We start from the raw sequence: 13,261 nt of genomic DNA, 5'->3' as shown, positions 1-13,261 counted from the left end.
CGATGCACCGAAGCACGGGATGTAGCTTCTCGGCGGATCTGAACTGGGTATCGCAGAGGCCGGACAGGAGTTGTGCTGGGCCCGATGTGCAATCTAGAACAACAAGGTAGTTGAAGATTCGATTTTCGGATTCAGTCACGAGGGTTCCCCGTATAGAAATGGTTGTGTGAGAGCTGCCAATTCTAAGACGAAAGCTCGGAACCCTCGCCCAATGCAGTAGATCGCGCCCGCATAGTGCGGTTGAGAAAATCGAATTTTCGTTTGTACCATAGGGACACACTTTAGTAGTCCTTATCGTAACGAACAACGTTCAGATGAGGATCGAATGAACATTATTGACGCCGCATACGCGGTTGTTCACGACTATCCCGGTGGCAGTGAATCGCTTGCTCCACGTGTTGGTCTGTCGGGCGCGATGCTTCGCAATAAGGTCAACCCGAACAACGACACGCATAAGCTGGTTCTTGCGGAGGCGGTGCGGATCACGGACGTAGCGAACGACGATCGTATCTTGGATGCGTGGGCGCGGGAGCGGGGCTATGCACTGGTCAAGATTCCATCGGCGGAAAACTGTTCGGACGGCGAGATCGTCGAGCTGATGGCGAAGACCTGGGAAACCAATGGCGAGATTGGCAAGGAGATTATCCGCACGTTCGAAGACAACCGTGTCGAGAGGCATGAAGTTCTCCGAGTGAAGGAGCGCACGTGGAAGCACTTTCAGGTACTGCTCGGCCTGGTCAGTCGGATTGAAGGTATGGCGGAGGATCAGTGATGGATCTATGCCAGTTGCTCTCGGAGTGTGAACAGCTTGCAACGCGCAGCGGCCAGCCGTTGGAACTGCCGCACGAGCTTGCCGGCCAATTAGCGAAGCCTCCCATTTACTCGCGCACCTGCTTGTCCTGTGGCGCGCGCGAGTCTCTCGACGGCTCTGTGCCGTGCGGCCATTGACATGGCTCGCTTTCACTGCCGCTGCCGCCATTGCGAGACGCGCCGAGTGCTGAAAAAGCGCCCCGACGAGAACATGCGTCAGCCGCAATGCAATGTCTGCGGCCGGCGCGATTTCCGATTGATGCGTGGATGCAGGAGCGCAACACGCGCCTGATGGCGTGTACGTGTGCCGGTTACTGGTTCTGGCATCGCGCGGACGGTTCAGTTCGATCACTTGGCGATCCCGATTTCGCGGATCGCAATCCGCCGCCTGATGTGCTGGCGGCCTGAATTCCTTGGAGGAAGCGTGGCAAAGAATTCCATTGATGCATACGGCGCCATAGGAAAGAGCAATGTGCTCAATTTCGATCCGGAAGATTTGGTGCTGATTACGGACCCGAATCACGCGCTGTTCGATCGACGCGCGTTGATGCCGTTCGATGAGGCGACTGTTCTCAACATCATGGCTGAGGGCGTCACCCAAAGCATCACCATCACAAAGGATGTCGAAACGGGCAAAACAATCGTCGTTGACGGTCGCCGTCGCGTGATCAACGCGCGCGAAGCAAATCGTCGTCTCGTGGCGATGGGGCTGCAACCTTGGCGAGTGCCCGCGCTTCCGCGGCGCGACGGGTTGGCGGCGCTAACAAGCATTATGGTCAGCGCGAATGAGATTCGTCGAGCCGATTCTCCGATCAACCGAGCCGAGAAAATGGCGCGCATGCGTCAGCAGGGCCGGACGAATGAGGAAATTGGCCGCTCGTTCGGCATCAAGCCGGAGTCAGTTGACGGTCAGCTTCGTATTCTTGATTGCTGTGAGGCGGTGCGGATCGCGGTTGAGAGTGACGAAATCACTGCTACGCATGCACTTCGGCTCGCGAAACTCCCGCCAGAACGGCAGCGCGAAAAGGTGAGGGCGCTTATCGCTGCGGCCGAGGGGAAGAAGGGTCATGAGCGTTCACGCGCGCAGAAAGCTGCATTGACCGGCGACGCAGCGCCGCGTATGCGCACGCGCAAACAGATCGCTGCCGAACTGGCGAATGCCACTGGCGAGCGCGCAGAGGCGTTGCGCTGGGTTCTCAACCTCGATGGGGAAACGCCGACCGTAGACGCCGCCGACTCTCGCCAGATGTCGATCGACGAGGCTGTATGAGCTTAGACGCGACAACCTGGGCGCGCCATCAGAAGGTTGGCAAGGGGCCGGCGAAATCGGTCCTGATGGCGCTGGCCGACTACGCGAACGAGAACTTCGTCACGTACCCGAGCGTTGAGACGCTTGTCGCGTGGACCGAGCAGGACCGCAAAACGGTGCTCGCGAACCTCGACCGCTTGAAGGAAGGTGGCTGGATCACGGATACGGGCGAGCGTACCGGACGTACTCGGCAAGTCGTCGTCTACGTGATCAATGTGGGTCGCGGTGTGGAGGTGAAGATCGGGCCGCGAGAGTTATTAACAGGCCCGAATTCGGAACAGTTCCAAAACCGGAACGGTTCCGAAAACGGAACAGTACCGAATTCCACCGGAAACAGTCCCAATTTCGACGGGAAACAGTCCCAAAAACCACCGGAAACAGTCCCAAATTTGGGACACAGAACAGTAGGAACAGTAGAGAACGGTGGGAACAGTGTTGGTGCGCGCGGAACGCGCTTACCCGACGACTGGGTTTTGACCAAGGCATTGGGCGAATGGGCGCTCGCTGAGCAGCCGACGTGGACCGTCGATCACGTTCGCAAGGTTGCCGAGAAGTTCGCGGATCACTGGCGAGCCCAGCCGGGGCAGAGAGGGCGCAAGACCGACTGGGCTGCAACGTGGCGCAACTGGGTTCGCACCGAAAAGCCGCTTGTGGGCGGCGCAACCGGGGGCGAGAACAAGCAGGAATCGTTGGAAGCTCGAAACCGCGAGATAGCTCGCCGGGCTGCCGAGAAATTCAAGGCTCAGAACGGAGGTGCGGCATGACGCCGAACGACTACGAAGAGTTTTCGAACCTGATCGCCGGGGTGTTCGCGTTCTACAAGCGCGACTGTTCGGAGTTCGCACTCGGAGTCTGGTGGACCGCGATGAAGCCTTACGACCTCGCCGCGGTCAACGATGCGCTTGGGCGTCACAGCGTCAATCCGGACTCGGGCCAGTTCATGCCGCTGCCGGCGGACATTGTGAAGATGCTGGGCGGATCGACGCAAGATGCGGCGCTCGTCGCGTGGGCGAAGGTTGATCGCGCGGTGCGGTCGTGCGGAACGTACAACAGCGTCGTTTTCGACGACGCGTTGATTCATCGGGTGATCGTCGAAATGGGCGGTTGGGTGTTGGTCGGCGGCAAGGGCGAGGACGAATGGCCGTTCGTGCGGAACGAGTTCGTCAACCGCTACCGCGGCTACAAGATGCGCAGCGAATCGCCTGAATACCTGCCCGTCCTGATCGGCATTGCTGAGGCGCAGAACAACCGGACCGGGCACAAGAGCCAGCCGCCCGTGCTGATTGGTGATGCGCATGCAGCCCACCAGGTGATGCTCGGCGGCCTGGACAAACCCATGCTCGGCTTTGTACGTATGGCCCCCCAACTAGCGGCCAACCGTCCGGCGCCGATGCTCAGCGCGGTATGACTGCCGACGAGTGCCGCGAGCGGTTCATGGCCGCAGTCCGAGACGCGCGGGCCGGTAGGAACGGCAAGGCGCACGCGCTCATTGCGTCGGTGCGCGAGCGCTTCGGGGAGGCGGCGGCAGAAATCGCACGCCGCGAGTTACGGAACTACGTGGATAGCAAAGAGAAGGCATGACGAAGCGCACATCCTGGCCGATGGTGGTCCCGGCTGGCACGAAGACAGTAGGCACGGCGCACGTGCGAGACGAATCGCGGCCAGCCATGACAGCGGCACAGCGCCGGATCTACGAGGTGACGGGCAACCGGCCACAGATTGACAGCGGCTTTGACGAGATAGCCGACGGCTTCGATCCGGGCGCGCCGATACCGCTCTCGATGCAAAAGCCGACGAAGCCCGCGAAGTACCGCAACACGAAGTGCGAGCACGACGGAATCAAGTTCGACAGCGAGAAAGAGCGTTCGCGTTGGTTCCACCTGATCCAGTTGCAGGCCGCTGGAATGATCGCGGATTTGCAGCTTCAAGTCCCGTATGTCCTCACCGATCGCAAGCAACGCGACGACGGTACATGGGAGCGCGCATCGAAGTACGTCGCCGATTTCGTCTACGTCGACGCGGAGACAGGAAAACAGGTTGTCGAGGACGTGAAGTCCACGGCGACGCGTAAGAACCGGGCGTACATCCAAAAGCGTAAGCAGATGCTGGACAAGTACGACATCTCGATCAAGGAGGTTTGATGGCGGGGAACAGAAAACCGCGCAAGGCGTATCGCCCGCGCGCCATTCGCTGCACGGCCGGGCTCGACGCGCTGGAAAGGCGCACGCCGATGGACGTTAGCCAGACGACGGATCTCGGCATCGCTTACCACGTTGCGCTGAGCGAAATGATCAACGGCCGGGGGACTGAAGAGCATTGGTCGACGATTGCTTGCGCGCTGAACGTCGCGCTTGTGATCGCTGAGACCGGTCCGGGGTTGAGCAGCATTGGGATCATCAAGGGTGCGTTGGCCGGACTCGTGCGTGCCCGTGACCGTGCGCGGCGTACAGGCAAGTGGGGATTCGACGGCGATGCGCTGATCGACGTGAAGATTGCATTGGAGACTCACGATGCGCAAATGGCGACGGTATCAAAGCAGTCGATATTGGCGGCGTTGGCCGAGGTGCATCGACGAATCGACGCGGGCGACGTGTTCAAGGAGGCTGCGTAATGGGCGGCAGACGTTGGACCGATGAAGAAAAAGCCGAGTTGGCGAGTATCGCTCGTGAGGGACTGCATCTCGTATCGCACATGGATCGGCTGCCGGGCCGGACGTATGAAGCCGCGAAGATCTACGCATCGAAGCTCGGTATCGCGCTGTCGGATGCCTCGGCTTGGGCGGATGACGAGCGAGAAACGCTTCGCCGAATCTACCGCGGCAACGAATCGATCAAGTCGGCGGTTCGGCGACTACTTCCGCACCGCAGCTATATCGCAGCCAAGGGAGAGGCGCAGCGGCTCGGCCTGTCGGGGACGAAGAAGCAGACGGGGCGCACTGGGCTGTCGTGGGTCGAGCGCGCGATCGAGATGATGCTCGAGCGCCACGACTTGCTGACCATCCGTGAACTTGCAGAAAAAACCGGGGCGTCGACCCATGGTATCGGTCGAATTCTTGTGCGCCAGCGGGGCAAGAAGTTTCACGTCGGCGGTTGGATTCGCGAGCGAGGCACGGGGGATTGGGCCGGGCGCTGGTCACTCGGTGGCGGCATAGATGCGGCCCGGCCAGCACGGCAGACGGCGACTGAGGCGTGCCGGAAATGGCGGATGAAGCAACGTATCCGCGCTGGTCACGTTGATCCGTTTGCAAATCTGATTCGGCAGGTCACGGCATGAAGCGATCCGCGCCGTTGCAGCGTCGAACACCGCTCAAGCGCACAGGCTTCGGGCGCAAGCCCCATTCGCCATTCAGCAGCCTGACGTGCGTGTCGACGCTGAAGCGTCAAAAGGCGATCGTGCGCCGCATCAAGAAACCGACCGTCGCCGAAGGTTCGAAGTATCTGGCCGCTTGTCGTGGCGAAGAGTGTTATCTCCGCGTACCGGGCGTCTGTTGCTCGATCGGATGGGCTCACGAGTCGGTAGTCGATTGTCACTCGAATCAATCGAAGCATGGAAAAGGAGGCGGGATCAAGGCAATGCACATCTACACCGTACCAGGGTGCGGCCCATGTCATTACTGGTTGGATTTTGGCCCGGCACCCCGCGTGGAAAAGGTCGCAACGTGGGATCGAGCGTTTGAGGAATGGGTGCCGGTGCGCGCCCGGAAGATGGGGTCGGAGGTGACGGATGCGGCTTGAGGTGCGAATCACAAAGCCGTCGCGGCGGGTTCGAAATCGCTGGCGCGACGATTGTGTGACGTTTGAGTGCGTCGTGCAGCGGCTGATCGGCCCGGTCCGTAGTGGACGCGGCATACCGCCGTACATCTACGCGGACATCGATTTACCCGATAAGTACCTGAAAGATGCAATTTGTACTCCAAGAAATCCAGATGGAACACATCGGGTGGAAGTCGTTGTGAATCACAATCGTCGTTCGCTCGCACCGTTTATTGCAAGTGGGGATCTCGAATGGGACGTCAGAGAACTGCCATGAGCGCTCATCTCTATTTCAAATTGCAGCACGTCATAGAGCCGGTAGCGAAGTTTGCAATACGGCGTACCGAGGCGACGACGGGGGATCGTCTGATTTCGTTTCCGGGGTGCCCGCTCACAGGCACAGAGCTGGATAGCGGCGAAGTGGCAGTAGCGTTCCCGCGCAGCGAGGACATTCGCGCCGTGCTTATCAATTGGCTGATGTATTGGGGAATTCCATGGCGAGTGCTTCCGTAAGCGAATCTACAAAGGCGACGGGCAACATGAACGAAATCGAATTCAAATCGGCGTTTGACGCGGTACGCTTCGCGCTCGCGTACTCAACGCAGCAGTACGGCGAGACGATGATGGCGAAGCGCTTGCGCAGCGAATCGGCTGGGAGCGGCATGGGGTTGGTCGGACTGGATGGCGCGGGGCAAGCGGGCATGATTCGCGCTCGGGTTTGGGAACTGCCCGAACTGCACATTGCGGTGATTGTCGCGCGCGCGGCACCTCGCGAACTGCCGTGCTCGTGCGGTAGGACATGCTGTTCAGGAAGCCGACCGAATCCCGAATGGCGAGCCGCTATTGGCTGGCTTACCGATGCATCGGCCGCATACTGTTCGGGCTTCAGCCACTATCAGGTACGGCGCGCGATCATCGAGCGCGTTTTCGGCGTGAAGTGTAGCTTGACCGACGTTGCACAGGATTGCGGTGCGCACGTGAACACGGTGAGCAAACAGAATGCAGCCGTGCGGAAATGGCTCGACGGCGACAACAAGGCCAACGTTACGGGCGTCATCGATACGGCATGGACTGCCATCGAGAGGAAGTTATCTAATATAGGACTACTAAAAAAATGCGAGGTCGCTTGACAATGTGTGTTTGACCCACAATAATCACATCTATTCGATACACGTGATTAGTGCGTCCAAGGCCCGCTTGGTTTCCGCGTGGGCTTTTCTACATGATGGATGGCTAGATGGATCCTCATTTCTTCAGCCTTGAGACGCCCAGAGATCTGTATAACAAGGCGGTGCGGGAGCGGGAACGAATGCGTTCGGATCCGCATATCGACAACGTCTACAATTTTTTTGTTACGATCCGGCATCTGCCGGATTACATAAAGCGAAATTCCACGGTTGCACAGCGTCTGATCAACTCCCTTGAGTCGGGCGACGTGATTAAGGCGTGCCGAGATGTTGGTGACAAGGCGAAGCATCTTGTTCTAACTGGCTCGACGCAAAAGCCGAGAGACGACGTTCAGGCGAGAGTTAAAGGGTATACAGCATTTACCGCTCCGTTCGGTACGGTGCCATTCAACAGCATTCAAACAGTATGGGAGTTGCGAGTAGATGGCAAGATTTTTGACGTATTTCGCCTAGCCGACGAAGCTCTGGAGATATGGGGGCGATTCCTCGGCGAAAACGGGTTGTGATCGCCGAACCAATCTGATGGCAATCTTTTAGAGAGTAGCGTATTAGTGCAACGAGCCCGCAAGGTGAAAACCTCGCGGGCTTTTTCGTTTGTACGCACCGCGCGGGGACTCCGCTTCATGGCTTATCGGTTTGATTGGCAGGTTGTTCGATCAGGTGGTCGATAGGTATGGCGAGCACACCAGCAATCTTGGACAGTACGTCAGTAGTGCCGACGCGCTGCCGGGTTTCGATTTGGCTGAGATACGGTTTGCTGATTCCTGCTCCGGCGGCGAGCGCATCTTGCGTCATGCGTAGATGGTTGCGCCAGGCGCGAACGGGATGATCGCCCGCCAACTCGGCGTCGAGTACGGCGGCCGGGATGCGGTGACCATCGTCGTTTGCCTTGGCTTGGGCGAACAGCGCTTCGTCTTCGAGATCTTCGATCAGGTCTTTCACGCGGTCCCAAAGTTCGATGGGGACCACGGCAAAGGCGCGGTGGCCATCCTGCTCGATAAATTGAACTTCGGTCATTTGTAGGCACCTCCACGGGGTTTGATGGCCAGTACGACGATTACAACTCGGCCATCTTCGATTTCGTACAACACACGCCAATCTCCAACTCGGAGCCGGTAGCTGGGTTGGCCTGCCAGCTTCTTCGCGTTCGGATTCGGTGCGTAGGGATCGACAGCCAGTGCATCGATCTTTGCCCGAATCGTCGCCGAAATATTGCGCGGCATTGCCTTGAGGGCTTGGGCGGCTTGTTTGGTGAATTCGATTGAGTGCATGAATGCATGTTAGCAATTTGCTAACAAATATGCAAACAATGTTTGCGGGTTCGCGAGGGCTCATGGCAAGAAAGCTTGAGACGCTCAAGCCGCGTGTGGGGCAGATGGTCGGCTCGCGTGTCGCGACGGCGACGCCCGGCTCATGGCGAGCGGGCAAGACTAGCAGCACGGCACGAGGGTACGGCTACGCGTGGCAGAAGCTCCGGGCCGAACACCTCGCGAAGCACCCGCATTGTGTGTACTGCTTGCGCGAGATCGGCATGACTGGTTGGGCTCCCGTTGACGTCGTGCTGGCGTGTGCTGCGCGAGGGATCGCCGAGCCGATCGGGACGATTGGCGATCACATCGTGCCGCACCGCGGCGACAGGCGATTGCAGCTTGATCCGAACAACGTTCAAACGTTGTGTAAGCCGCATCACGACGGCGACAAACAGCGGATGGAGCGCAGTCAATAAAGTGTTGCGAAAACGCAACGTCGGTCGAGTCCGACCGGGCAGGGGGTGTCGAAAGTCTGAGGGCTCGTCGGGCCTAGACCGCACGTTCCCTCACGCGCAGAAAATTTCCCCTTTTTAGGAATTTGTTAATGGCTTTAACAGCGAAAAAGCGGAAGTTCGCCGACGCTGTTTTAGCCGGCAAGTCCAATAAGGACGCGGCTATCACGGCAGGCTACAGCCCCGCGACGGCATCGGCGGCCGGGTCGCGCCTTGTTAAAGACAAGGATGTGGCCCTGTATCTCGCCGCGAATCGGGTGCAGACGGAATCTAAGTCGAGCGAACGCGCACAGCAGGCGTCGCCGCCGCAGAAGCCGGCCGGCTTCGACCTGGAGGCGATGACGACCTTCACTGACCCGAAGGCGTTTCTTCTCGCGGCCATGAACGATTCGCGAACCGAACCGAAGCTGCGTATCGACGCGGCGAAGGCGCTGATGCCGTTCGTGCATAAGAAGCTTGGCGAGGGGGGCAAGAAGGAACAGAGCGCCGAGGCGGCGAAGAAGGTCGCGAGCCGGTTTGCTCCGTCGGCACCGCCGCGGCTGGTCGCTAACGGGGGGAAGAAGGTCGACTGATGGAATGGACAACGGCGTGCCCTGACTGGGAAACGCGGCTGATTGAACGTCGATCGATCATTCCGCCGCCGATATTCGCGGATGAGGCCGAGCGCGCTCTGGCAATCTTCAAACAACTGAAGGTTGTGGACCTTCCGAAGATTTGGGATGCCGAAGTCGAGGAATGGCGGCCGCCAACTTTCGGTGAATGTTCCGAAGAGTGGGTATTCGATTTCGTATGCGCCATCTTTGGCGGCTATGACGCTGAGACCGGGAAGCAACTGATCCGCGAATACGGGCTGCTGATCTCGAAAAAGAACACGAAATCGACGATTGCCGCCGGCATCATGCTGACGGCACTGATTCTGTGCTGGCGGGAGGAAGAAGAGCATTTGATCTTGGCGCCGACGAAGGAGGTTGCGGATAACAGCTTCAAACCGGCGGCGGGCATGATCCGGGCTGATGAAGAGCTGTCAACGTTGTTCCACATCCAAGACCACATTCGCACGATCACGCATCGCGTGAATCGAAACAGCCTGAAGGTCGTCGCAGCTGACACGGATACCGTCTCCGGCAAGAAGTCGGGCCGCATTCTGGTCGACGAGCTTTGGCTGTTCGGTAAGCGCGCGAACGCCGCCGCAATGTTTCTCGAAGCGCTGGGCGGTCAGGTATCGCGAGATGAGGGATGGGTCATTTTCCTGACCACTCAGTCCGACGATCCGCCGGCGGGTGTGTTCCGGCAGAAGCTGAACTACTGGCGTGACGTGCGAGACGGGAAGATCGATGATCCGAAGACGCTGGGCGTCCTGTACGAATTTCCTGCGGCGATGGTGAAGGCGAAGACGTACATGCTGCCGGAGAACTTCTACATCACAAACCCGAATCTCGGTCGGTCGGTCAGTGCCGAGTGGCTACAGGACCAATTACGGCTGTATGAGGGAGAGCGCGATGGCACGTTCCAGAAATTCCTCGCCAAGCACCTGAATATCGAAATCGGCATGAATCTGCGTACCGACCGCTGGGCGGGCGCTGATTTCTGGATAAGCGCCGGGCTTCCGGAGCGTGTGACGCTTCTCGACCTGCTAGAGCAATGCGAGGTGATTGCGGCGGGAATCGACGGTGGCGGGCTTGATGACTTGCTGGGGCTGGGTGTTGTCGGGCGCGTGCGCGGTGCGCGGAACTGGCTCGCGTGGGCGCACGCTTGGGCACATCCGTCTGTGCTGGAGCGGCGTAAAGAAATCGCTTCGATGCTTCATGATTTCGAGCGGGACGGCGATCTTACGATCGTCTCTCGGATCGGCGAGGACGTGGTGCAAGTTGCCGAGTATGTGGCGCGTATCGAACGCGCTGGGCTTCTGTACAAGGTCGGTGTCGACCCGGCCGGCATCGGTGCCGTTCTTGATGCGCTGGCGGCTGCGAAAGTGCCGGAAGACAAGGTGATCGGTATCTCGCAGGGCTGGAAGCTATCCGGAGACATCAAGACGACGGAGCGGCGTATCGCGGCAGCGTCCGGGCAGCGAATCGAAGGCGATGAGGCTCCTGACGGCGCGTTGTATCACGGCGGCCAGCCATTGTTGACGTGGGCCGTTGGAAACGCGCGTGTCGTGCCGGTAGGCAACGCCGTGAACATCACGAAGCAGGTGAGCGGGACGGCCAAGATCGACCCGCTGATGGCGTTATTCAACGCCGTGTCGCTCATGGCGCGCAATCCGGACGCGCAGGGCCAATCGGTCTACGAGACGCGCGGTATTCGTTTTCTCTGAGGTGTGAATGGGTTGGTTCGATTTCATCCGGCGCGGTAGCCAGCCGGAGGCCGACGCTCGTCCGCACGTCGAGCCGTCGTTTCAGGTGGCAGCCTCGGCGGCGTCCCCGCCGGGCGAATCGTTCAGCGGGCTCGACGATCCGCGATTGAAGGAGTACATCCGGCGCGGCGAGTTGGACGGCAGCGCGGGGCGCGAATCGCGAGCGCTGCGAAACATGGCGCTTCTACGCTGCGTCACGTTGATTTCCGGAACGATCGGCATGTTGCCGATGAACCTGATCAATAGCGGCGACAGCAAGCAGGTGCAGACGGATGATCCGGCGCATCGGCTGCTGAAATACAGGCCGAACGATTGGCAAACGCCGATGGAGTTCAAGAGCCTGATGCAGTTGCGGGCGCTACTCGATGGTCAGGCGATGGCGCGCGTGATTTGGTCCGGAGGTCGACCGATTCGCATGATTCCGATGGATCGAGGGTTGGCGAAGCCGCGGCTAACGTCTACGTGGCAGATCGTCTATGACTACACGACGCCGGCCGGCGATATGGTCGAGCTGCCGGCGCGCGAGGTGTTTCATCTGCGTGACCTGTCTCTCGACGGGATCAATGGTATTTCGCGGGTCAAGCTGTCCCGCGATGCTCTGGAGCTAGCTGAGCAAGCCGAGCGAGCGGCGTCGCGAACGTTCCGCACTGGCGTGATGGCTGGCGGCGCGATCGAAGTGCCCAAGGAGCTATCCGATAAGGCATACGGGCGCATGAAGTCGTCGATGGACGAGGATTACAGCGGGCCGGAAAACGCTGGCCGATGGTTCCTGTTGGAGGAAGGTGCGACGGCGAAGCAGTTTTCGAACACAGCAGCGGCGGCGCAGCAAATCGAGAACCGGAATCATCAGATCGAGGAAGTCGCGCGCATGTACGGCGTGCCGCGCCCGCTGCTGATGATGGACGACACGAGTTGGGGCAGTGGTATCGAACAGCTTGCGATCTTCTTCATCCAGTACGGGTTGTCGCACTGGTTTGTGGCTTGGGAGCAAGCGGCGGCGCGTTCATTTCTGCCGGAAAAGATGCTCGGGTTGAAGCAATTCAAGTTTAACGAAGGCGCGCTCTTGCGCGGGACGCTGAATGATCAGGCCGCCTTCTTCTCGAAGGCGCTCGGCGCTGGCGGTCAGTCTCCGTGGATGAAGCAAAACGAAGTTCGCGAGACGCTGGATCTACCTCGCGTAGATGACCCGGTTGCCGATCAGCTCCGGAACCCGATGACACAGAAACCAAAGAGAAGCGGTAATGAGTCTCCTCAACCTGCCTGAAATTCGAGCCGACCATCGGCTCAATGCTGCGCAATACGATGTCCGCCCGGATGCACTGGAGCGCTGGGAGCCGGATGTACGTGCCGCAGTCTCTGACGATTCGGCGTCGATCTCAATCTACGACACGATCGGCGATAACTGGGAGGGAACGGGCGTTACGGCCAAGCGCATCAGCGCTGCGTTGCGCAGTATCGGTGCTCGTGACGTGATGGTGAACGTCAACTCGCCGGGCGGCGACTTCTTCGAAGGCGTCGCGATCTACAACCTGCTGCGCGAGCACAAGGCCAAGGTGACGATCAACGTCATGGGTCTGGCTGCTTCGGCCGCGTCGGTGATCGCGATGGCCGGTGACGAAATCCTGATGGGAGATGGCGCGTTTCTGATGATTCACAACGCATGGGCCGTCGCGATCGGCAACCGGCATGACATGACAGCCGTTGCCGCGACGCTGGCGCCATTCGATGCGGCCATGGCAAAGCTATACGCACAGCGCGCCGGCATTTCGGAGGCGACGGCCGCAGCGTTGATGGACAAGGAAACCTGGATTGACGCCGATCAGGCGGTCGAGGACGGATTTGCAAGCGGGAAGCTCGATAGTGCGTCAATCGCGAAAGAAACCCATGCGAGCGCAGGCCGGAAGGCAATGGCGCTCATTGAGGCATCGATGGCGCGGGCGGGTTACTCCCGAACCGTGCGGCGCGATGCACTCAAAGCCCTATTCGACGGCAAGCCGGGCGCTGCCGCCGGACACGCCACGCCGGGCGCTGGCGACGACGTTGCAGCCTCGCTGCATACCCTCATCAACGCTCTTCAAGGATAACCAT

The 13,261-nt window shown here is 59.6% G+C and carries 19 protein-coding genes; 17 read left to right on the top strand and 2 right to left on the bottom strand.

Annotated elements, in window-relative coordinates; translation table 11 throughout:
• Positions 1–325: 325 nt before the first annotated feature.
• The 12 genes from BSIN_RS11445 (at position 326) to BSIN_RS11390 (ending at position 7,564) form a co-directional block, all read left to right on the top strand.
• On the top strand, positions 326–772 hold the full coding sequence (locus tag BSIN_RS11445) for a phage regulatory CII family protein (RefSeq protein ID WP_089340597.1): 447 nt from the start codon (positions 326–328) through the stop codon (positions 770–772).
• Between the two features lie 462 nt (positions 773–1,234).
• On the top strand, positions 1,235–2,080 hold the full coding sequence (locus BSIN_RS11435; RefSeq protein WP_089340596.1) for a ParB/RepB/Spo0J family partition protein: 846 nt from the start codon (positions 1,235–1,237) through the stop codon (positions 2,078–2,080).
• Complete coding sequence (locus BSIN_RS11430; protein ID WP_089340595.1) at positions 2,077–2,883, top strand: helix-turn-helix domain-containing protein; 807 nt, start codon at positions 2,077–2,079, stop codon at positions 2,881–2,883. The genes BSIN_RS11435 and BSIN_RS11430 overlap by 4 nt, the downstream gene beginning before the upstream one ends.
• Complete coding sequence (locus BSIN_RS11425; protein WP_089340594.1) at positions 2,880–3,527, top strand: DUF6475 domain-containing protein; 648 nt, start codon at positions 2,880–2,882, stop codon at positions 3,525–3,527. Before BSIN_RS11430 ends, BSIN_RS11425 begins: the two co-directional genes overlap by 4 nt.
• Positions 3,524–3,700, top strand: a complete 177-nt coding sequence (locus BSIN_RS26210; RefSeq protein WP_218192418.1) for a hypothetical protein — start codon at positions 3,524–3,526, stop codon at positions 3,698–3,700. Before BSIN_RS11425 ends, BSIN_RS26210 begins: the two co-directional genes overlap by 4 nt.
• Before the next feature lie 86 nt (positions 3,701–3,786).
• Entirely contained in the window at positions 3,787–4,260 is a 474-nt protein-coding gene (locus BSIN_RS26015; protein ID WP_256583755.1) for a DUF1064 domain-containing protein, read from the top strand.
• On the top strand, positions 4,260–4,730 hold the full coding sequence (locus BSIN_RS11415) for a hypothetical protein (RefSeq protein WP_089340593.1): 471 nt from the start codon (positions 4,260–4,262) through the stop codon (positions 4,728–4,730). Before BSIN_RS26015 ends, BSIN_RS11415 begins: the two co-directional genes overlap by 1 nt.
• Entirely contained in the window at positions 4,730–5,392 is a 663-nt protein-coding gene (locus BSIN_RS11410) for a hypothetical protein (protein WP_089340592.1), read from the top strand. The genes BSIN_RS11415 and BSIN_RS11410 overlap by 1 nt, the downstream gene beginning before the upstream one ends.
• Complete coding sequence (locus BSIN_RS11405) at positions 5,389–5,853, top strand: DUF1364 family protein (RefSeq protein WP_089340591.1); 465 nt, start codon at positions 5,389–5,391, stop codon at positions 5,851–5,853. Before BSIN_RS11410 ends, BSIN_RS11405 begins: the two co-directional genes overlap by 4 nt.
• Positions 5,854–6,144: 291 nt before the next feature.
• Positions 6,145–6,384, top strand: coding sequence for a hypothetical protein (locus tag BSIN_RS11400; RefSeq protein WP_089340590.1), 240 nt, complete (start codon positions 6,145–6,147; stop codon positions 6,382–6,384).
• Positions 6,385–6,410: 26 nt separating this feature from the next.
• Entirely contained in the window at positions 6,411–7,001 is a 591-nt protein-coding gene (locus BSIN_RS11395) for a DNA-binding protein (protein WP_089340589.1), read from the top strand.
• Positions 7,002–7,108: 107 nt separating this feature from the next.
• Positions 7,109–7,564, top strand: a complete 456-nt coding sequence (locus BSIN_RS11390) for a hypothetical protein (RefSeq protein WP_089340588.1) — start codon at positions 7,109–7,111, stop codon at positions 7,562–7,564.
• A gap of 115 nt (positions 7,565–7,679) precedes the next feature.
• Here BSIN_RS11390 and BSIN_RS11385 read toward each other — a convergent pair whose 3' ends face one another.
• Positions 7,680–8,075: a helix-turn-helix domain-containing protein gene (locus tag BSIN_RS11385; protein WP_089340587.1), complete on the bottom strand. Its 396-nt coding sequence runs from the start codon at positions 8,073–8,075 to the stop codon at positions 7,680–7,682.
• Entirely contained in the window at positions 8,072–8,329 is a 258-nt protein-coding gene (locus tag BSIN_RS11380) for a type II toxin-antitoxin system RelE family toxin (protein WP_089340586.1), read from the bottom strand. The genes BSIN_RS11385 and BSIN_RS11380 overlap by 4 nt, the downstream gene beginning before the upstream one ends.
• 62 nt (positions 8,330–8,391) lie before the next feature.
• Here BSIN_RS11380 and BSIN_RS11375 point away from each other — a divergent pair, with 62 nt between their 5' ends.
• From BSIN_RS11375 to BSIN_RS11355, 5 genes are all read left to right on the top strand, one after another.
• Positions 8,392–8,784, top strand: coding sequence for an HNH endonuclease (locus tag BSIN_RS11375; protein ID WP_089340619.1), 393 nt, complete (start codon positions 8,392–8,394; stop codon positions 8,782–8,784).
• 128 nt (positions 8,785–8,912) lie between these two features.
• Positions 8,913–9,392, top strand: a complete 480-nt coding sequence (locus BSIN_RS11370; RefSeq protein ID WP_089340585.1) for a terminase small subunit — start codon at positions 8,913–8,915, stop codon at positions 9,390–9,392.
• The gene (locus tag BSIN_RS11365; RefSeq protein ID WP_089340584.1) at positions 9,392–11,134 is read left to right on the top strand and encodes a terminase large subunit; all 1,743 of its coding nucleotides are present in this window, start codon (positions 9,392–9,394) and stop codon (positions 11,132–11,134) included. The genes BSIN_RS11370 and BSIN_RS11365 overlap by 1 nt, the downstream gene beginning before the upstream one ends.
• A 7-nt stretch (positions 11,135–11,141) precedes the next feature.
• Positions 11,142–12,437, top strand: a complete 1,296-nt coding sequence (locus BSIN_RS11360; RefSeq protein ID WP_089340583.1) for a phage portal protein — start codon at positions 11,142–11,144, stop codon at positions 12,435–12,437.
• Entirely contained in the window at positions 12,415–13,257 is an 843-nt protein-coding gene (locus BSIN_RS11355) for a head maturation protease, ClpP-related (RefSeq protein ID WP_089340582.1), read from the top strand. Before BSIN_RS11360 ends, BSIN_RS11355 begins: the two co-directional genes overlap by 23 nt.
• Positions 13,258–13,261: the final 4 nt, after the last annotated feature.

Source organism: Burkholderia singularis (assembly GCF_900176645.1).
Classification (GTDB): domain Bacteria; phylum Pseudomonadota; class Gammaproteobacteria; order Burkholderiales; family Burkholderiaceae; genus Burkholderia; species Burkholderia singularis.
This window is presented reverse-complemented; position numbering and strand designations above follow the sequence as displayed.

Bases quoted from the DNA above. Each gene is read 5' to 3' on its own strand.
- BSIN_RS11360 (WP_089340583.1), top strand. From the start codon at position 11,142: ATGGGTTGGTTCGATTTCATCCGGCGCGGTAGCCAGCCGGAGGCCGAC.
- BSIN_RS11410 (WP_089340592.1), top strand. From the start codon at position 4,730: ATGGGCGGCAGACGTTGGACCGATGAAGAAAAAGCCGAGTTGGCGAGT.
- BSIN_RS11445 (WP_089340597.1), top strand. From the start codon at position 326: ATGAACATTATTGACGCCGCATACGCGGTTGTTCACGACTATCCCGGT.
- BSIN_RS11380 (WP_089340586.1), bottom strand. From the start codon at position 8,329: ATGCACTCAATCGAATTCACCAAACAAGCCGCCCAAGCCCTCAAGGCA.
- BSIN_RS11385 (WP_089340587.1), bottom strand. From the start codon at position 8,075: ATGACCGAAGTTCAATTTATCGAGCAGGATGGCCACCGCGCCTTTGCC.
- BSIN_RS26210 (WP_218192418.1), top strand. From the start codon at position 3,524: ATGACTGCCGACGAGTGCCGCGAGCGGTTCATGGCCGCAGTCCGAGAC.
- BSIN_RS11405 (WP_089340591.1), top strand. From the start codon at position 5,389: ATGAAGCGATCCGCGCCGTTGCAGCGTCGAACACCGCTCAAGCGCACA.
- BSIN_RS11375 (WP_089340619.1), top strand. From the start codon at position 8,392: ATGGCAAGAAAGCTTGAGACGCTCAAGCCGCGTGTGGGGCAGATGGTC.
- BSIN_RS11400 (WP_089340590.1), top strand. From the start codon at position 6,145: ATGAGCGCTCATCTCTATTTCAAATTGCAGCACGTCATAGAGCCGGTA.
- BSIN_RS11415 (WP_089340593.1), top strand. From the start codon at position 4,260: ATGGCGGGGAACAGAAAACCGCGCAAGGCGTATCGCCCGCGCGCCATT.
- BSIN_RS11430 (WP_089340595.1), top strand. From the start codon at position 2,077: ATGAGCTTAGACGCGACAACCTGGGCGCGCCATCAGAAGGTTGGCAAG.
- BSIN_RS11390 (WP_089340588.1), top strand. From the start codon at position 7,109: ATGGATCCTCATTTCTTCAGCCTTGAGACGCCCAGAGATCTGTATAAC.
- BSIN_RS11395 (WP_089340589.1), top strand. From the start codon at position 6,411: ATGAACGAAATCGAATTCAAATCGGCGTTTGACGCGGTACGCTTCGCG.
- BSIN_RS11425 (WP_089340594.1), top strand. From the start codon at position 2,880: ATGACGCCGAACGACTACGAAGAGTTTTCGAACCTGATCGCCGGGGTG.
- BSIN_RS26015 (WP_256583755.1), top strand. From the start codon at position 3,787: ATGACAGCGGCACAGCGCCGGATCTACGAGGTGACGGGCAACCGGCCA.
- BSIN_RS11365 (WP_089340584.1), top strand. From the start codon at position 9,392: ATGGAATGGACAACGGCGTGCCCTGACTGGGAAACGCGGCTGATTGAA.
- BSIN_RS11355 (WP_089340582.1), top strand. From the start codon at position 12,415: ATGAGTCTCCTCAACCTGCCTGAAATTCGAGCCGACCATCGGCTCAAT.
- BSIN_RS11370 (WP_089340585.1), top strand. From the start codon at position 8,913: ATGGCTTTAACAGCGAAAAAGCGGAAGTTCGCCGACGCTGTTTTAGCC.